Source organism: Pseudomonas sp. TNT2022 ID1044 (assembly GCF_028656895.1).
GTDB lineage: Bacteria > Pseudomonadota > Gammaproteobacteria > Pseudomonadales > Pseudomonadaceae > Aquipseudomonas > Aquipseudomonas reinekei.
Genome location: NZ_JAMDHB010000028.1, coordinates 128,759 through 145,997, shown reverse-complemented (window position 1 = coordinate 145,997; position 17,239 = coordinate 128,759). Strand labels below are relative to the sequence as shown.

General features: G+C 60.3%; 17 protein-coding genes. 13 read left to right on the top strand and 4 right to left on the bottom strand.

Annotated elements, in window-relative coordinates:
• Positions 1 to 71 precede the first annotated feature (71 nt).
• Complete coding sequence (locus tag M5G20_RS28070; RefSeq protein WP_053163881.1) at positions 72 to 851, top strand: exodeoxyribonuclease III; 780 nt, start codon at positions 72 to 74, stop codon at positions 849 to 851.
• A 102-nt stretch (positions 852 to 953) separates the two neighbouring features.
• Here M5G20_RS28070 and gltS read toward each other — a convergent pair whose 3' ends face one another.
• From gltS to rph, 3 genes are all read right to left on the bottom strand, one after another.
• Positions 954 to 2,162, bottom strand: coding sequence for a sodium/glutamate symporter (gltS, locus tag M5G20_RS28065; RefSeq protein WP_273921868.1), 1,209 nt, complete (start codon positions 2,160 to 2,162; stop codon positions 954 to 956).
• 325 nt (positions 2,163 to 2,487) lie between these two features.
• Entirely contained in the window at positions 2,488 to 2,856 is a 369-nt protein-coding gene (locus M5G20_RS28060) for a DUF4870 domain-containing protein (RefSeq protein ID WP_075946866.1), read from the bottom strand.
• Between the two features lie 28 nt (positions 2,857 to 2,884).
• On the bottom strand, positions 2,885 to 3,607 hold the full coding sequence (gene rph / locus M5G20_RS28055) for a ribonuclease PH (protein ID WP_273921867.1): 723 nt from the start codon (positions 3,605 to 3,607) through the stop codon (positions 2,885 to 2,887).
• Between the two features lie 267 nt (positions 3,608 to 3,874).
• On the opposite strand from rph, the gene M5G20_RS28050 reads away from it, so the two are divergent.
• The 6 genes from M5G20_RS28050 (at position 3,875) to M5G20_RS28025 (ending at position 9,179) form a co-directional block, all read left to right on the top strand.
• The gene (locus M5G20_RS28050) at positions 3,875 to 4,738 is read left to right on the top strand and encodes a YicC/YloC family endoribonuclease (protein ID WP_273921866.1); all 864 of its coding nucleotides are present in this window, start codon (positions 3,875 to 3,877) and stop codon (positions 4,736 to 4,738) included.
• 11 nt (positions 4,739 to 4,749) lie between these two features.
• On the top strand, positions 4,750 to 5,370 hold the full coding sequence (gene gmk / locus M5G20_RS28045) for a guanylate kinase (protein WP_007975181.1): 621 nt from the start codon (positions 4,750 to 4,752) through the stop codon (positions 5,368 to 5,370).
• A gap of 167 nt (positions 5,371 to 5,537) precedes the next feature.
• Positions 5,538 to 5,801, top strand: coding sequence for a DNA-directed RNA polymerase subunit omega (gene rpoZ / locus M5G20_RS28040; RefSeq protein WP_003177259.1), 264 nt, complete (start codon positions 5,538 to 5,540; stop codon positions 5,799 to 5,801).
• 57 nt (positions 5,802 to 5,858) lie between these two features.
• The gene (gene spoT, locus M5G20_RS28035; protein WP_075946868.1) at positions 5,859 to 7,964 is read left to right on the top strand and encodes a bifunctional GTP diphosphokinase/guanosine-3',5'-bis pyrophosphate 3'-pyrophosphohydrolase; all 2,106 of its coding nucleotides are present in this window, start codon (positions 5,859 to 5,861) and stop codon (positions 7,962 to 7,964) included.
• Between the two features lie 25 nt (positions 7,965 to 7,989).
• The gene (locus M5G20_RS28030; RefSeq protein ID WP_003229509.1) at positions 7,990 to 8,370 is read left to right on the top strand and encodes a RidA family protein; all 381 of its coding nucleotides are present in this window, start codon (positions 7,990 to 7,992) and stop codon (positions 8,368 to 8,370) included.
• A 68-nt stretch (positions 8,371 to 8,438) separates the two neighbouring features.
• On the top strand, positions 8,439 to 9,179 hold the full coding sequence (locus tag M5G20_RS28025) for a hypothetical protein (protein ID WP_273921865.1): 741 nt from the start codon (positions 8,439 to 8,441) through the stop codon (positions 9,177 to 9,179).
• Between the two features lie 133 nt (positions 9,180 to 9,312).
• On the opposite strand, the gene M5G20_RS28020 is transcribed toward M5G20_RS28025, so the two are convergent.
• Entirely contained in the window at positions 9,313 to 10,170 is an 858-nt protein-coding gene (locus M5G20_RS28020) for an SDR family oxidoreductase (protein WP_273921864.1), read from the bottom strand.
• A 189-nt stretch (positions 10,171 to 10,359) separates the two neighbouring features.
• Here M5G20_RS28020 and exbB point away from each other — a divergent pair, with 189 nt between their 5' ends.
• The 6 genes from exbB (at position 10,360) to M5G20_RS27990 (ending at position 17,204) form a co-directional block, all read left to right on the top strand.
• Entirely contained in the window at positions 10,360 to 11,334 is a 975-nt protein-coding gene (gene exbB, locus M5G20_RS28015; RefSeq protein WP_273921863.1) for a tonB-system energizer ExbB, read from the top strand.
• A 6-nt stretch (positions 11,335 to 11,340) separates the two neighbouring features.
• Positions 11,341 to 11,769 carry a TonB system transport protein ExbD gene (gene exbD / locus M5G20_RS28010; RefSeq protein WP_273921862.1) on the top strand — a complete coding sequence of 143 codons (429 nt, stop codon included), beginning with the start codon at positions 11,341 to 11,343 and terminating at the stop codon, positions 11,767 to 11,769.
• On the top strand, positions 11,766 to 12,515 hold the full coding sequence (locus M5G20_RS28005; RefSeq protein WP_273921861.1) for an energy transducer TonB family protein: 750 nt from the start codon (positions 11,766 to 11,768) through the stop codon (positions 12,513 to 12,515). The genes exbD and M5G20_RS28005 overlap by 4 nt, the downstream gene beginning before the upstream one ends.
• 195 nt (positions 12,516 to 12,710) lie before the next feature.
• Positions 12,711 to 13,640: a hydrogen peroxide-inducible genes activator gene (locus tag M5G20_RS28000; protein ID WP_075946874.1), complete on the top strand. Its 930-nt coding sequence runs from the start codon at positions 12,711 to 12,713 to the stop codon at positions 13,638 to 13,640.
• A 9-nt stretch (positions 13,641 to 13,649) separates the two neighbouring features.
• The gene (gene recG / locus M5G20_RS27995; protein WP_273921860.1) at positions 13,650 to 15,725 is read left to right on the top strand and encodes an ATP-dependent DNA helicase RecG; all 2,076 of its coding nucleotides are present in this window, start codon (positions 13,650 to 13,652) and stop codon (positions 15,723 to 15,725) included.
• A gap of 78 nt (positions 15,726 to 15,803) precedes the next feature.
• On the top strand, positions 15,804 to 17,204 hold the full coding sequence (locus M5G20_RS27990; protein ID WP_273921859.1) for an aminoacyl-tRNA deacylase and HDOD domain-containing protein: 1,401 nt from the start codon (positions 15,804 to 15,806) through the stop codon (positions 17,202 to 17,204).
• Positions 17,205 to 17,239: the final 35 nt, after the last annotated feature.

Below are 17,239 nucleotides of genomic sequence, written 5' to 3'. Positions count from 1 at the left end.
CAAATACCACGGATTTAGCTAATTAGCTTGACGCCGTGTATCATACACGCACGCGATTTTTGGGGCCATTTATGCGGATCATCAGTGTGAACGTCAATGGTATTCAGGCTGCAGTCGAGCGAGGTTTGCTCAGTTGGCTGCAGGCACAGAATGCCGACGTCATCTGCCTGCAGGACACCCGTGCCTCCGCCTTTGAACTGGACGATCCAGCCTTCCAACTGGATGGATACTTCCTTTATGCCTGCGACGCCGAAGTTCCCGCCCAAGGCGGCGTGGCTTTGTACTCGCGGTTGCAACCGAAGGCTGTCATCAGCGGTCTCGGCTTCGAGACGGCCGACCGCTACGGGCGCTACCTGCAAGCAGATTTCGACAAAGTCAGTATTGCAACCCTGTTGCTGCCTTCCGGAATGAACGGCGATGAGGACTTGAACCAGAAGTTCAAGCTCATGGATGACTTCGCCAAGTACCTGGACAAGCAACGGCGCAAACGCCGCGAGTACATTTATTGTGGCTCGCTGTACGTGGCGCAACAGAAACTGGACATCAAGAACTGGCGAGACAGCCAGCAATCCCCGGGCTTTCTGGCGCCAGAACGCGCCTGGATGGACGAGATTGTCGGCAACATGGGTTATGTAGATGCCCTGCGCGAAGTCAGCCGTGAGGGCGATCAGTACAGCTGGTGGCCGGATAACGAGCAGGCCGAGATGCTCAACCTCGGTTGGCGCTTCGACTACCAGCTGCTGACCCCGGGCTTGCGCCGCTTCGTACGCAGCGCACGCCTGCCCCGTCAGCCGCGGTTCTCGCAGCATGCGCCGCTGATCGTGGACTACGATTGGACGCTGACAATCTAAAGGCTTGTCGCCAATAGATAAGCTCGACGTAGTTCGAACATGAAAAATGCCCGTATCGGAAGATACGGGCATTTTTTTGAGCCGGATCAAGCGCGCTGAATTTCAAGCCGCGCCGAAAAGCGGCAACGCCAGATACAACTTGATGACAATGACATTAACAATGTCGATGAAGAAAGCGCCCACCATTGGCACTACCAGGAACGCAATCTGCGACGGTCCGTAGCGCTGTGTCACCGCTTGCATGTTGGCGATGGCCGTTGGCGTGGCACCCAATCCGAAGCCGCAATGTCCCGCCGCCAGCACTGCAGCGTCGTAGTTACGGCCCATGATTCTAAATGTCACGAATATCGCAAACAGTGCCATGACCAACGTTTGCGCGGCCAGAATAATGAAGATCGGCAAAGCCAGTGCCGCCAGATCCCACAATTTGAGCGACATCAGCGCAATCGCCAGAAACAGCGACAAACTGACGTTCCCCAATACAGAGACTTCGCGCTCAAACACCTGATACAAGCCAAATGCAGAAAGTCCGTTGCGCAAGATCACACCCACGAACAAGACACATACGAATGTCGGCAACTCAAATGCGGTTTCGCGGAGCATGCCATTGAGGAGATTGCCCGCCAACAAACTCACGGCGATCAGTGCGAGTGTCTCGATAAACGAAAATGGCGTGATCGAACGTTCTTTGTTCGGCTGCTCAAAACCCTTTGGCACCCGCGGCTTTTCGTGTCCATTGCAGCCGGGCACGTGAGTACGCTTGATAAGCAGGCGAGCAACCGGCCCACCGATCAAACCACCCAGCACCAGTCCAAACGTCGCAGAGGCCATGGCCAGTTCGGAGGCGGACGCCACACCGTATTTCTCACTGAAGGTCGCGCCCCACGCAGCACCTGTGCCATGACCACCTGCCAACGTCACCGAGCCTGTCAGCAAGCCCATCAGCGGATCGAGGCCCAACGCCGTCGCGAGCCCGATACCCATGGCATTCTGGACCACCAGCAGCCCGGTCACCGCCAACAGGAAAATCCCCACTACGCGCCCGCCTTTTTTCAGGCTGGCGAAGTCTGCACTCAAGCCAATGGTGGCGAAAAACGTCAGCATCAATGGAGTTTGTAGCGAGGTATCAAATCGGACTTCCATATCGAGCAATCTCAATATCAAAAGAACCAAGGCGACCAACAGGCCACCCGCTACAGGCTCAGGGATATTGTAAGCGCGTAAAAATCCGACACGTGTGACTAGTCCGCGACCTAATAACATTACTAAGGAAGCGGCGACAAGTGTTCCGTAAAAATCGAGCTGAATCATTGGTCATTCTTGGCTATTCATTCAGGGGCGAACTATTTACCTGGACACGCCTCATGAACAGGTTGATTGTTCTCAACGCTGATTATGGTTACTTTCAGGGTCCGTCAATGGACTGAATATATCGAAATATTTCTGACAAATATAACTTGGAGCAACTTTAACAATCGACAAGTATTGCTGCCAAGGATATGAATAGAACTTCGGCTTTGCAGTTGTGACCAAAGGTGTAAGGAAGTAAGTACAAGTTACTGCAGAAATTATTTGATAATAAAAATACAAATGCCCCGACAAGCGGGGCATTTTGATTAACCAGAAACGTACTGACTTACTTGATCAATCGCCACGTGAACGGATATCGATACGGGAAGCCTTCGTTAGCCTTCACGCCGGCAATAATCGTCAGCACCAACGCCCCAATCGCCACCAGACCAAACAGGAAGAACCCGACAATCACCACCATCAGCAGCAAGCAAATGGTGGAAGCAATGGCCACGGTGATCTGAAAGTTCAGCGCTTCCTTGCCTTGCGCATCGACGAACGGGTCCATCTCACGCTTCATCTGCCAGAGAATCAACGGGCCGATCAGGGTACCGAACGGAATCCAGATCCCGAGCAAGGCGGACAAGTGACAAAACATGGCCCATTGGCGAACCTCACGGCTCGGCGTGGGAAGTGGCAGCTGCTCATCACTCATAACGTCCTCCTTGCGTGGAACAATCCGCTCAGTCAGCCAGCGCAGCCTTTTGCAGATCGAAGATTTCGCTCATGCCTTGCTTGGCCAATTCCAGCATGGCGTTCAGCTCTTCCGGCTGGAACGGTGCGCCTTCGGCGGTGCCCTGGACTTCGATGAAACCGCCCGTGCTGGTCATCACCACGTTCAGGTCGGTCTCGGCTGCCGAGTCTTCCAGGTAATCGAGGTCGAGCACCGGCTCGCCCTGGTACATGCCCACCGACACAGCGCCGATCATTTGCTTGAGCGGGTCGCCGCCTTTCAGGCCGCCGCGCTTCTTGATCACTTTCAAGGCGTCGACCAGCGCAACCATGGCGCCGGTGATGGACGCAGTGCGGGTGCCGCCGTCGGCCTGGATCACATCGCAGTCGACGTACAGGGTGACGTCGCCCAGCTTGGACATGTCCAGCGCAGCGCGCAGGGAGCGCCCGATCAGGCGCTGGATTTCCAGGGTGCGGCCGCCTTGCTTGCCGCGGCTCGCTTCACGCTGGTTACGCTCACCGGTAGCGCGCGGCAGCATGCCGTACTCGGCGGTCAACCAACCCTGGCCCTGGCCCTTGAGGAAACGCGGCACGCCGTTTTCAACGCTGACGGTGCAGATGACTTTGGTATCACCGAACTCGACCAGTACAGATCCCTCGGCGTGTTTGGTGTAGTTGCGGGTAATGCGGATCGAGCGGAGCTGATCGGCAGCGCGACCACTTGGACGTTTCATAAGGGATACCTGTACGGGGACGGAAAACTGCGGAGCATTATAGAGCTGCCAGCCACGACTGGGCACTTCTAAAAAAATCCTCGGACGAGCGAAGGCTCTGAACGGCCCGTGCCCGACGACCTGTAGCCGTTTGTCACTCCGTGTGTTTGGGCGCATTGGCGCCACTGCGCTACAATCCTGCGCCTTTGCTGCCAGTCGGCTTTAATTCATTGATATCGGATTGCCGGAATGCCAGTTCCGCGCCGATTTGCATTGCGAGGTACCTCCATGGTGCACAGCATGACCGCCTTCGCCCGCGTCGAAAGCGCCGGCGTCCAGGGCACCCTGAGCTGGGAATTGCGCTCGGTCAACAGTCGCTACCTGGAACCCCACCTGCGCCTGCCAGAGTCCTTTCGTGACCTCGAAGGCGCCGTCCGTGAAGCCCTGCGGCAAGGTGTGTCCCGGGGCAAACTCGAATGCACGCTGCGCTTCACCGAAGAAAACACCGGCAAATCCTTGCAGGTTGATCAGGCGCGCGCCGCGCAGCTGGTCGCCGCCGCCGAGACCATTGCCAGCCTGATCAAGAACCCGGCAGCGCTGAATCCGCTGGAAGTCCTGGCCTGGCCCGGCGTGCTGGTGGGCGATGCCATCGACCCGCAAGCCTTGAATGCCGAGGCGCTGGCGCTGTTCAACCAGGGCCTCAAAGAGCTGAAGGCCGGCCGCGAGCGCGAAGGCGCGGAGCTGGCACGCTTGATCAACGAACGCCTGACATCCATTGAAGAAGACGTGGTGACCTTGCGCGAAATGGTTCCGCAGATGCTCGCCGCCCAGCGCCAGAAAGTGCTCGATCGTTTCGCCGACGTGAAGGCCGACATGGATCCGCAGCGCCTGGAACAGGAAATGGTCATGCTCGCGCAAAAAAGCGACGTCGCCGAAGAACTGGATCGCCTGAGCACTCATATCATTGAAGTTCGCCGGGTACTCAAGTCCGGCGGCGCTGCCGGGCGGCGCCTGGACTTCCTGATGCAGGAGCTCAACCGCGAAGCCAATACACTGGGCTCCAAAGCCTTCGACCCGCGCAGCACCCAGGCTGCGGTCAACCTCAAGGTGTTGATCGAGCAGATGCGCGAACAAGTGCAGAATATTGAGTAAGGCAACCCTACATGACCCACAGCACCGGCACCCTGTACATCATTTCCGCCCCATCGGGCGCGGGCAAAAGCAGCCTGGTCAAGGCCCTGACCGACGCCGATCCGGAGATCCGCGTTTCGGTCTCCCACACCACCCGCGCCATGCGCCCCGGTGAAGTGAACGGCGTGAACTATCACTTCGTCGACCGCAGCGAGTTCGTGAAGATGATCGAGCACGGCGATTTCCTTGAGCGCGCCGAAGTGTTCGGCAACCTTTACGGCACTTCGCAGAGCCACTTGCAGCAGACCCTGGATGAAGGTCACGACCTGATTCTGGAGATCGACTGGCAGGGCGCCGAACAAGTGCGCAAGCTGATGCCGCAGGCCCGTTCGATCTTCATTCTGCCGCCGTCATTGCAGGCCCTGCACCAGCGCCTGACCAATCGCGGCCAGGACAGCGACGAAATCATTGACGGCCGGATGCGCGAAGCCGTCAGCGAGATGAGCCACTATGTTGACTACGACTACCTGATCATCAACGACGATTTCGCCCACGCGCTACACGATCTGAAGGCGATTTTCCGCGCCAATCAGCTGATTCAGAAGCGTCAGCAGCAGCGCCACGGCAAATTACTGGCTGAATTGCTCGGCTAAAGAGCACTTCCCAAAACCGCTGCAAGGGCTTTACATTGGCACTTGCAGCGCGTTGAAGGGCTTGGTCAAAAAATCAGCGCTTCCCTAAACGCTGGTGATTTTTTAAACTGTTGAGTCCGCTCGCCCAACCGGGCAGCGCGCATATTGCATTCGCTCCGAGGAATACCATGGCCCGCGTAACCGTTGAAGACTGCCTAGAACACGTGGAAAACCGCTTTGAGCTGGTCATGCTCTCTACCAAGCGTGCCCGTCAACTGGCCACCGGCGGCAAAGAGCCCCTGGTTCAGTGGGAAAACGACAAGCCTACCGTTGTAGCCCTGCGTGAAATCGCTGAAGGCCTGATGAGCTACGAGTTCATCGCCAACGCTGAAATCGTCGAAGACGAACCGCTGTTCGCAGCGTTCGAGGACGAGTCCAACGAGGCCGTCTAAGCCTATGCCTGGTCGACGTAGCACGGCGCAGGGTCACAGCCTTCGGCAGGATTTATCATGCCGAGCATAGACGCCCTCGCCGATCGCTTATCGACCTACCTCGGCAATGACCAGGTCAACCTGGTCCGCCGAGCGTATTTCTACGCCGAACAAGCCCACGACGGCCAACGCCGCCGTAGCGGTGAGGCGTATGTCACGCATCCTCTTGCCGTGGCCAATATTCTTGCCGACATGCACATGGACCATCAGAGCCTGATGGCCGCGATGCTGCATGACGTGATCGAAGACACCGGTATCGCCAAGGAAGCGCTGCAAGCGCAGTTCGGCGAAACCGTGGCCGAACTGGTCGATGGGGTCAGCAAACTGACCCAGATGAACTTCGAGACCAAGGCCGAAGCCCAGGCCGAAAACTTCCAGAAAATGGCCATGGCCATGGCGCGCGATATACGCGTAATCCTGGTCAAGCTGGCCGACCGTCTGCACAACATGCGCACGCTGGAAGTGCTGTCCGGCGAAAAACGCCGGCGCATCGCCAAGGAAACCCTGGAAATCTATGCACCCATCGCCAATCGGCTGGGCATGCACGCCATCCGCATAGAGTTCGAAGACCTTGGCTTCAAGGCCATGCACCCGATGCGTTCGGCGCGGATCTACCAGGCTGTCAAACGCGCCCGGGGCAACCGCAAGGAAATCGTCAACAAGATCGAAGAGTCCCTCAGCCACTGCCTGGCCATCGATGGCATCCAGGGCGAGGTCAGCGGTCGCCAGAAACACCTCTACGGCATCTACAAGAAAATGCGCGGCAAGCGTCGGGCCTTCAACGAGATCATGGACGTTTACGCGTTCCGGATCATCGTCGACAAGGTCGACACCTGCTACCGCGTGCTAGGCGCTGTACATAATTTGTACAAACCGTTGCCGGGGCGCTTCAAGGATTACATTGCGATCCCCAAGGCCAACGGCTATCAGTCGCTACACACCACGCTGTTCGGCATGCACGGTGTTCCGATCGAAATCCAGATCCGCACCCGTGAAATGGAAGAGATGGCCAACAACGGCATCGCCGCTCACTGGCTGTACAAATCCAGCGGCGACGAGCAGCCCAAAGGCACTCATGCCCGCGCCCGCCAGTGGGTCAAAGGCGTGCTGGAAATGCAGCAACGTGCCGGCAACTCGCTGGAGTTCATTGAAAGCGTGAAGATCGACCTGTTCCCGGACGAGGTCTACGTGTTCACGCCAAAAGGCCGGATCATGGAGCTACCCAAAGGCTCCACGGCGGTCGACTTTGCTTATGCGGTACACACTGACGTCGGCAACAGCTGCATCGCTTGCCGGATCAATCGCCGTCTCGCGCCGCTGTCCGAACCGCTGCAAAGCGGCTCCACGGTCGAGATCGTCAGCGCTCCTGGCGCCCGGCCGAACCCGGCGTGGCTCAACTTCGTGGTCACCGGCAAGGCGCGTACGCACATCCGCCACGCGCTGAAGCTGCAACGTCGCTCCGAATCCATCAGCCTGGGCGAACGCCTGCTGAACAAGGTCCTCAACGGCTTCGACAGCTCACTGGAGAAAATCCCGGCCGAGCGGGTCAAGGCGATGCTGGTCGAGTACCGTCTCGAATTGATCGAAGACTTGCTGGAGGACATCGGCCTGGGCAATCGCATGGCCTACGTCGTCGCCCGCCGCCTGCTGGGCGAAGGCGAACAGTTGCCAAGCCCGGAAGGTCCGCTGGCGATTCGTGGCACCGAAGGCCTGGTACTCAGCTACGCCAAGTGCTGCACGCCGATCCCGGGAGACCCGATCGTCGGCCACCTGTCCGCGGGCAAAGGCATGGTCGTGCACCTGGACAACTGCCGCAACATCAGCGAAATCCGCCATAACCCGGAAAAATGCATCCAGCTCTCGTGGGCCAAGGATGTCACCGGCGAATTCAACGTCGAGCTGCGCGTCGAGCTGGAACACCAGCGCGGCCTCATCGCCCTGCTGGCCAGCAGCGTCAACGCGGCCGACGGCAATATCGAGAAAATCAGCATGGACGAACGCGATGGTCGCATCAGCGTGGTCCAGTTGGTGGTCAGCGTGCACGATCGCGTGCACCTGGCCCGCGTGATCAAGAAACTGCGCGCCCTCACCGGGGTCATTCGCATTACCCGCATGCGCGCCTAAGCCCGCCCCTAACAAGGAGTCATCAATGACCAAGACTGTTATCACCAGCGACAAGGCCCCGGCCGCTATCGGTACTTATTCCCAGGCGATCAAGGCTGGCAATACCGTTTACATGTCGGGTCAGATTCCTCTGGACCCAAAAACCATGGAACTGGTTGAAGGCTTCGAAGCCCAGACCGTCCAGGTGTTCGAGAACCTCAAGGCCGTGGCTGAAGCTGCTGGCGGTTCGTTCAAGGACATCGTCAAGCTGAACATCTTCCTCACCGACCTGAGCCACTTCGCCAAGGTCAACGAGATCATGGGCAAATACTTCGACCAGCCTTACCCAGCCCGCGCCGCCATCGGCGTAGCAGCCCTGCCAAAGGGTTCGCAGGTTGAAATGGATGCCATCCTGGTCATCGAGTAATGCGTGCGGCGCAGCCCAGCGCTGCGCCAATTGCTCTGCTGTAAAGAAAGCTTGAAAGGATTTCACCCATGCGCAAAGCGCTTGCTCTCTCGCTGCTCGCCCTGTTCCTGGGCGGATGTGCCAGCGACCCTGCCGACCGTGATATCAGCGGCACCTGGATCAACCAGGTGGCGATTGACGCTGCATCCAAAGGTGTCCCCCTGCGCGAAGCGCTCCAGGCCTATGGCCCGAACCTGGAATGGGACGTCAACACCAAGGCTGGTCAGGCCCGCTACACCAATGGTTTTGAAAATGTCGACGGCAAGCTGCTGGGCGAAGAGTCCGGTGCCTGGAAAGTCGACTTTTATGGCAGCTCCGGTAGCGAGCTCAAGCGCGACGGCAAACAGTTGAGCCAGGCCGCGACTGAAAATGAATCGGCCCAGGTCTTCGACCGTGCGTTGATTCCGGTTCCGGAGGGCGCACCGATCGGCGCCAGCTTCGAGCGCGCACTGTATTCGGCCTACATGGGCGGCAGCTGGAAGGTCGTCAGCGGTCCCGGCGAAGGCAATACCGTGCAGTTCCAGGCCGACGGCCAGGTGACCGGTTTGCCAGGCAGCGACCGCTATGCCCTGTGCCTGGCAGGTGATTGCGCCTCGATGAGTGGCGGCAACGACAATATGTGGCTGCAACTGAACGGACAAGGAAACGCCTGGATCTTTGCCCGCAAAGGCAAAGAGCTGGAAATCTTCCAGACGGTGAACACCGCTCAAGCGGACGAAATGCCGCAGTTCACGCCGGGCGATCGCAAGTGGTTGCTCGAAAAACAGTAACCCGGGTCTGCTTCAAGGAAGATCCCCATGTGGGAGCGAGGCTGCTCGCGAAAGCGGCGTAACAGTCGACAGATAAGTTGATGTTGCGACCTCTTCGCGAGCAGGCTCCACAGCTGTTATGCGTTCCCCGAGGTCAGCTGTTCCCGTCGATGATCGCGGCATAACCTTCGCGGAAACTCGGATACTTCGGCGTCCAGCCCAGGGCTTTGGCCCGCGCATTGCTGCAGCGCTTGCTGCCCGTGCGCCGCACGCTGGCGTCATCGGCCCAATCGGTCACGCCCAGATACTCGCGCAACCAACCCACCACATCCGCCAACGGCGCTGGCGCGTCATCGACGCCGATGTAGACATCATCCAGTTTTACCCCGCGCCGGTCCGCCTCAAGCAAGCACGCCATCAGCCCTGCAGCATCGTCGGCATGAATCCGGTTGCCATAGAGCGGAGGATCGACCGCCACGCGATACCCGCGACGCACCTGGGTCAGCAACCATTCGCGGCCCGGCCCGTAAATACCGGTCAGCCGCACGATACTGGCGGGAATGCCGCTGTTGAGGGCGATTCGTTCGGCTTCCAGCATGACGCGTCCTGAGTAGCCGGACGCGACAGCCGGCGAAGCCTCGTCGACCCACTCGCCTCCCTGCTGGCCATAAACACTGCTGCTGGACACGAACAAAATGCGATTGGGCACCTGTCCGTAGTCGCCCAGCCACTCCAGCACATGCTGCAAGCCCTCGATATAAGCAGCGCGGTAGCCGGCTTCATCGTGATCGGTGGCGGCTGCGCAATACACCAGATAATCCACGGCACCGATGGGCCAGGTCGGCGGGCAGTCTTTCTTGAACAGGTCGCCGGCAACGCCGATCACGCCATCGGGCAAACGCGAAACGTCGCGCCGCAAGCCGTGAACCTCCCACCCGCCCGCCAACAATTGCGTGGCCAGACGGCTGCCGACATCACCGCAACCGGCGATTAATACAGAAGGCGCGGACATCAGAAAACTCCCCTTGGAAACGGACAGACTAGCCCCGGCAATGGACGAGCGGCTAGTAATGCAGGAAAAAAAGATACTCTATTACTTTTGTTAACAAGAATTACTTGCAATAATGCGGACCACTTTTGTTCTCGGCCCTTCGAGGCCTGGAAGAACATAACCCGTTTTTTTCTCTCAGGTCCGGCCAGCATGACACGCAATCAACTCCCCGCTTCGCCAACCAAACGACCTCGCGCCTGGAGCGCAGTGGCCGCCCTGCTGCTCAGCCTGATGCTGGCGCCGACCGCCGCATTCGCCGACGCACAAGCGCCAGCCACCCCGGCCGCCACAGCATCCGCCCCGGCCGATAATACCGCCCCCGCTGCGGCACCTGCCGCGACCGACCCGGCCCAGGCAGTACCGGCGCAAGACGCGCTGGGCGACGACGCTCCTCAAGTCCTCGAAGCCGACAACAGCCTGGGCATGGCCCATGACCTGTCGCCATGGGGCATGTACCAGAACGCCGACATCATCGTGAAAATCGTGATGATCGGCCTGGCGATCGCATCGATCATCACCTGGACCATCTGGATTGCCAAAGGCTTTGAGCTGATGGGCGCCAAGCGTCGTCTGCGCACCGAAATCGCCCACCTGAAAAAAGCCGCCACGCTCAAAGAAGCCAGCGCTTCCGCAGCCAAGCCAGGCACCCTCGCCAACCTGTTGGTCCATGATGCGCTGGAAGAAATGCATCTGTCGGCCAGCAGCCGCGAAAAAGAAGGCATCAAGGAACGCGTCAGCTTCCGCCTCGAGCGCCTGGTCGCCGCCTGCGGCCGCAACATGAGCAGCGGCACCGGCGTCCTCGCCACCATCGGTTCCACCGCGCCATTCGTCGGCCTGTTCGGTACCGTGTGGGGCATCATGAACAGCTTCATCGGTATCGCCAAAACCCAGACCACCAACCTCGCCGTTGTGGCCCCCGGCATTGCCGAAGCCCTGCTGGCGACTGCGCTGGGCCTGGTCGCGGCGATTCCTGCGGTAGTCATCTACAACGTGTTTGCCCGCTCCATCGCCGGTTACAAGGCGCAGGTGTCCGACGCGTCGGCAGAAGTCCTGTTGCTGGTCAGCCGTGACCTCGATCACCAGCCTGAGCGCAGCTCGCAACCGCACATGGTGAAAGTGGGGTAATCGGCCATGGGCCTGCATTTGAAAGAAGGGGCAGACGACGATCTGTCCGAAAACCACGAAATCAACGTCACGCCGTTCATCGACGTGATGCTGGTGCTGCTGATCATCTTCATGGTGGCCGCTCCATTGGCCACCGTGGACATCAAGGTCGACCTGCCCGCCTCCACCGCCAAACCGGCGCCGCGGCCAGAGAAACCGGTGTTCCTCAGCGTCAAGGCTGACCAACGCCTGTTCCTTGGCGAAGAGGAAGTGAAAGCCGAAACACTGGGCGCCACCCTCGACGCCCGGACCCAAGGCAAGAAAGACACGACGATCTTCTTCCAGGCCGATAAAGGCGTGGATTACGGTGACCTGATGAGTGTGATGGACAACCTTCGCTCGGCCGGTTACCTGAAGGTCGGCCTGGTCGGGCTCGAGACGGCAGTCAAGAAATGATCGAGACGCGCCATAAGCTGACGCGTTACAGCGGTAGCCTGGCCGTGGTGCTGGGCGTTCACGCCCTGGCTATCGCGCTGGCCGTGAACTGGACCTCCCGCCCGCCCATCGAATTGCCGCCTCAGGCAATGATGGTCGAACTGGCGCCGGTTCCGGCCCCGCCACCGCCGGCACCGCCAAAGGTGATAACGCCGCCACAGCCACCGGCACCGGTGGAAGAACTGCCAATACCGAAGCTGGCCGAAGCGCCGAAAGCCGAGATTGCGGTACCCAAACCCAAACCGCCCAAGCCAAAGCCGAAACCGCCCAAGCCGGTGGAGAAAAAGCCGGAGCTGCCGAAGGAAAAGCCGTCCGAGGAAAAACCGAGCGACGCACAACCGACCCAGGCGCCGACGGAGAAATCCGCTCAACCCGCTCCTGGTCCTTCACCCGCACAAGTGGCCGCCAAGGCCAGCTGGGAAGGCGCGCTGCTCGCACATTTGGCCAAGTACAAAAAGTACCCGGCCAGTGCGCAGTCGCGGGGCAAGGAAGGCTTGAACCGTCTGCGCTTTGTCGTGGATGCCGAAGGTAACGTATTGTCGTTCGAACTGGTGGGCCGCTCCGGCAATGCCGATCTCGACCGGGCTACCCTGGACATGATCCGCCGCGCCCAGCCGCTGCCCAAGCCACCGGCCGACATGCTGAATAACGGCTCCATCGAGATCGTTGCACCGTTCGTTTACTCGCTGGAAAAACGCCGCCGCTAAAAGGCAGCCGCTCAAAAGATCGCAGCTTGTGGCAGTTCCTGCAGAGGTTTGTTGTACACCTCGCAAGCGCTGCCGCAGGCTGCGATTTTTTTTGCTTTTCGCATTGGCCGGTGTCACTCAGCACATACTGTCTGATAACGTGCGTCTATCGATTGCAGCCGGTATGCTTGGCCCGCAACTTCATGGACGCTTGCTATGACTCTTACAGAATTACGCTACATCGTTACCCTCGCCCAAGAGCAGCACTTCGGCCACGCGGCCGAGCGTTGCCACGTCAGCCAGCCGACCCTGTCGGTGGGCGTGAAGAAGCTTGAAGACGAACTCGGTGTGCTGATTTTCGAGCGCAGCAAAAGCGCCGTGCGCCTGACTCCGGTTGGCGAAGGCATTGTTGCACAGGCGCAAAAGGTGCTTGAGCAGGCCCAAGGTATCCGCGAACTGGCACAAGCCGGCAAGAACCAGCTGACCGCGCCGCTGAAAGTCGGCGCGATCTACACCGTCGGCCCGTACCTGTTCCCGCACCTGATCCCGCAACTGCACCGGGTTGCCCCGCAGATGCCGTTGTACATCGAAGAAAACTTTACCCACGTACTGCGCGACAAACTGCGCAACGGCGAACTCGACGCGATCATCATCGCCCTGCCGTTCAGCGAAGCCGACGTGCTGACCTTGCAACTCTACGACGAGCCTTTCTACGTCCTGATGCCGGCTCAGCACCCATGGACGCAAAAAGAATCCATCGACGCCAGCCTGCTTAACGACAAGAGCCTGCTGCTGCTCGGTGAAGGTCACTGCTTCCGCGATCAAGTGCTGGAGGCCTGCCCGACGCTGACCAAAGGCAACGACGGTGCCAAGCACACCACGGTTGAGTCCAGTTCGCTGGAAACCATTCGGCACATGGTCGCGTCCGGTCTGGGCATCTCGATCCTGCCGTTGTCGGCGGTCGACAGCCACCACTACGCTCCCGGCGTGATCGAAGTCCGACCACTGTCGGCACCGGTCCCTTACCGCACCGTCGCCATTGCCTGGCGCGCGAGTTTCCCGCGTCCGAAGGCAATCGAGATCCTCGCTGACTCCATTCGCCTGTGCTCGGTGGCCAAACCCGCGGCACCGGTAACGGCCGGTTAAGCCAACGCCATGACCGAGTTGTCGCAAGTGTCGGTGACGGCACTCAAGGGTGTCGGCGAAGCCATGGCCGAGAAACTGGCCAAGGTCGGCCTGGAAAACCTCCAGGACGTGCTGTTTCACTTGCCGCTGCGTTATCAGGATCGCACCCGCGTGGTGCCGATCGGTGCCCTGCGCCCGGGGCAGGACGCGGTGATCGAAGGTACCGTCAGCGGCGCCGACGTGGTCATGGGCCGCCGTCGCAGCCTGGTGGTGCGCCTGCAGGACGGCACCGGTGGCCTTAGCCTGCGCTTCTATCATTTCAGCAATGCGCAGAAAGAAGCCCTCAAGCGCGGCACGCGGATTCGCTGCTACGGCGAAGCACGGCCCGGCGCCTCGGGACTGGAAATCTACCACCCGGAATACCGCGCCATTACTGGCGACGAGCCGCCGCCCGTGGATGAAACCCTGACCCCGGTTTACCCGCTCACTGAAGGCCTGACGCAACAACGCCTGCGCCAGCTGTGCATGCAAACCCTGACCTTGCTCGGCCCCAGCAGCCTGCCCGACTGGCTGCCCAAGGAACTGGCCCGGGACTATCAACTGGCGCCACTGGCCGACGCGATCCGCTATCTGCACAACCCGCCGGCGGATGCCGATGTCGACGAACTCGCCCTCGGCCATCACTGGGCGCAGCACCGTCTGGCCTTTGAAGAACTGCTGACCCATCAACTGTCTCAGCAACGCCTGCGCGAAAGCATGCGTTCCCTGCGCGCACCGGCGATGCCCAAAGCCACGAAGTTGCCGGCCAGATACCTGGCCAATCTCGGCTTCAATCCCACCGGTGCGCAGCAGCGAGTCGGCAACGAGATTGCCTACGACCTCAGTCAGCACGAGCCTATGTTGCGGCTGATTCAGGGCGATGTTGGCGCGGGCAAGACCGTGGTCGCCGCCCTTGCCGCACTGCAGGCATTGGAGGCGGGTTATCAGGTCGCGTTGATGGCGCCCACCGAAATTCTCGCCGAGCAGCACTTCATCACGTTCAAGCGCTGGCTCGAACCGCTGGGCATCGAAGTCGCGTGGCTGGCCGGCAAACTCAAGGGCAAAAACCGTGTGGCCGCGCTGGAACACATCGCCGGCGGCGCGCCGATGGTGGTCGGTACGCATGCGCTGTTCCAGGACGAAGTGCAGTTCAAGAACCTGGCGCTGGTGATCATCGACGAACAACACCGCTTCGGCGTGCAGCAGCGATTGGCGCTGCGGCAGAAAGGCGTCGGCGGGCGGATGTGCCCGCATCAGTTGATCATGACCGCCACGCCGATCCCGCGCACGCTGGCCATGAGCGCCTACGCCGACCTCGATACTTCGATCCTCGACGAATTGCCACCCGGTCGAACCCCGGTCAATACCGTGCTGATCACCGACACCCGGCGCGTTGAAGTCATCGAACGGGTACGCAGCGCGTGCGCCGAAGGACGTCAGGCCTACTGGGTGTGCACGCTGATTGAAGAGTCCGAAGAGCTGACCTGCCAGGCCGCGGAAACCACTTTTGAAGACCTCACCGCCGCCCTCGGCGAGCTGAAGGTCGGGCTGATCCACGGCCGTATGAAGCCAGTGGAGAAAGCCGCGGTGATGGCCGAGTTCAAGGCCGGCAACCTGCAACTGCTGGTGGCCACCACGGTGATCGAAGTCGGTGTGGACGTGCCCAACGCCAGTCTGATGATCATTGAAAACCCCGAGCGCCTTGGCCTGGCGCAACTGCATCAGTTGCGCGGTCGCGTGGGTCGAGGCAGTGCCGCCAGCCATTGTGTGCTGCTCTACCATCCGCCGCTGTCACAGATTGGTCGCCAGCGCCTGGGCATCATGCGCGAAACCAACGACGGCTTTGTCATCGCCGAAAAAGACCTCGAACTGCGCGGCCCCGGCGAAATGCTCGGCACGCGGCAAACCGGCCTGCTTCAATTCAAGGTCGCCGACCTGATGCGTGATGCCGACTTGCTGCCCGCGGTGCGTGATGCCGCCCAAGCCTTGCTGGAGCGCTGGCCCGACCACGTCAGCCCGTTGCTCGACCGCTGGCTTCGCCATGGGCAGCAATACGGCCAAGTGTGAGCATCGTCGCAGTTTCTATCAGCTCGTTCCTACAGAGCTGGTTATACTCCTGCAATTGTTTTAACACGGATACAGACCATGACCGACGCAGCCCTCGCTCCCGAACCTCCGCACGCTCCGTCGGTTATACGGATGTTGCTGGGCAGACTGGGCATTGCCTACGAAGAAGTCCTGGACCATCACGGACTGAATCCGGCGCGCAAGGTGCAGGCCGTACTGCTCGATGACGCTGTCGGCGCGCTGATGGTGCTGTTCCCGCAGAGCCAGTTGCTCGACCTCAATCGCCTCACCGAACTCACCGGTCGCCGCCTCACAGCCGTATCGACCGAGCGCCTGGAAAAGATGCTCGGCAAACACAACCTGAGCCTGCTGCCAGGCCTGCCATCGCTCACCACTTCACCATGCCTGTACGAAGAAAGCCTGCTGCGCGAACCGACTGTGCTGGTTAACTCGGGCGAGCCGGGCGTGCTGCTGGAAATCACCAGCGAAGCGTTCAAATCCATGCTCAGCAAGGCCAGCGCCGCCAACTTTGGTGAAGCGCTGACCAGCATCCGCCCGAACCTCGATCGCCCCGACGATGACCGCGAGGAAATCACCCAGGCCGTTCAAGCGTTTACCGCGCGGCGCATCCAGCAACGCCTGGAAGCGACCATCGAAATTCCGCCGCTGGCCGAAACTGCACAGAAAATCATCAAGCTGCGCGTCGACCCCAACGCGACCATTGATGACATCACCGGCGTAGTCGAAACCGACCCGGCGCTGGCCGCCCAAGTCGTGAGCTGGGCGGCATCGCCGTACTACGCCTCGCCGGGCAAGATCCGTTCGGTAGAAGACGCCATCGTCCGGGTGCTGGGTTTCGACCTGGTGATCAACCTGGCGCTGGGCCTGGCCCTGGGCAAAACCCTGAGCCTGCCCAAAGACCAGCCGCAACACAGCACACCGTACTGGCAGCAATCGATCTACACCGCTGCCGTCATCGAAGGCCTGACCCGCGCCATGCCGCGCACCCAGCGCCCGGAAGCCGGTCTGACCTACCTGGCCGGCCTGCTGCACAACTTCGGCTACCTGCTGCTGGCCCACGTGTTCCCGCCGCACTTCTCGCTGATCTGCCGCCACCTGGAGGTCAACCCGCACCTGTGCCACAGCTACATCGAGCAACACCTGCTGGGCATCAGCCGTGAACAGATCGGCTCATGGCTGATGCGCTATTGGGACATGCCCGAGGAACTGGCCACCGCGCTGCGTTTCCAGCACGACCCGGCCTACGACGGCGCCTACGCCGAGTACCCGAACCTGGTGTGCCTGTCGGTACGCCTGCTGCGCGGCCGCGGCATCGGCTCCGGCCCCGACGAAGACATCCCCGACGCCCTGCTCGAACGCCTCGGCCTGAGCCGCGAAAAAGCCAACGACGTCGTCAGCAAAGTCCTCGAAGCCGAAGTGCTACTGCGCGAACTGGCTTCGCAATTCTCCCAGGCGTAAATAAGCCCGCTCCCACCGGATCCTCTCAATCCTGT

Bases quoted from the DNA above. Each gene is read 5' to 3' on its own strand.
- M5G20_RS28070 (WP_053163881.1), top strand. From the start codon at position 72: ATGCGGATCATCAGTGTGAACGTCAATGGTATTCAGGCTGCAGTCGAG.
- gltS (WP_273921868.1), bottom strand. From the start codon at position 2,162: ATGATTCAGCTCGATTTTTACGGAACACTTGTCGCCGCTTCCTTAGTA.
- M5G20_RS28060 (WP_075946866.1), bottom strand. From the start codon at position 2,856: ATGAGTGATGAGCAGCTGCCACTTCCCACGCCGAGCCGTGAGGTTCGC.
- rph (WP_273921867.1), bottom strand. From the start codon at position 3,607: ATGAAACGTCCAAGTGGTCGCGCTGCCGATCAGCTCCGCTCGATCCGC.
- M5G20_RS28050 (WP_273921866.1), top strand. From the start codon at position 3,875: ATGGTGCACAGCATGACCGCCTTCGCCCGCGTCGAAAGCGCCGGCGTC.
- gmk (WP_007975181.1), top strand. From the start codon at position 4,750: ATGACCCACAGCACCGGCACCCTGTACATCATTTCCGCCCCATCGGGC.
- rpoZ (WP_003177259.1), top strand. From the start codon at position 5,538: ATGGCCCGCGTAACCGTTGAAGACTGCCTAGAACACGTGGAAAACCGC.
- spoT (WP_075946868.1), top strand. From the start codon at position 5,859: ATGCCGAGCATAGACGCCCTCGCCGATCGCTTATCGACCTACCTCGGC.
- M5G20_RS28030 (WP_003229509.1), top strand. From the start codon at position 7,990: ATGACCAAGACTGTTATCACCAGCGACAAGGCCCCGGCCGCTATCGGT.
- M5G20_RS28025 (WP_273921865.1), top strand. From the start codon at position 8,439: ATGCGCAAAGCGCTTGCTCTCTCGCTGCTCGCCCTGTTCCTGGGCGGA.
- M5G20_RS28020 (WP_273921864.1), bottom strand. From the start codon at position 10,170: ATGTCCGCGCCTTCTGTATTAATCGCCGGTTGCGGTGATGTCGGCAGC.
- exbB (WP_273921863.1), top strand. From the start codon at position 10,360: ATGACACGCAATCAACTCCCCGCTTCGCCAACCAAACGACCTCGCGCC.
- exbD (WP_273921862.1), top strand. From the start codon at position 11,341: ATGGGCCTGCATTTGAAAGAAGGGGCAGACGACGATCTGTCCGAAAAC.
- M5G20_RS28005 (WP_273921861.1), top strand. From the start codon at position 11,766: ATGATCGAGACGCGCCATAAGCTGACGCGTTACAGCGGTAGCCTGGCC.
- M5G20_RS28000 (WP_075946874.1), top strand. From the start codon at position 12,711: ATGACTCTTACAGAATTACGCTACATCGTTACCCTCGCCCAAGAGCAG.
- recG (WP_273921860.1), top strand. From the start codon at position 13,650: ATGACCGAGTTGTCGCAAGTGTCGGTGACGGCACTCAAGGGTGTCGGC.
- M5G20_RS27990 (WP_273921859.1), top strand. From the start codon at position 15,804: ATGACCGACGCAGCCCTCGCTCCCGAACCTCCGCACGCTCCGTCGGTT.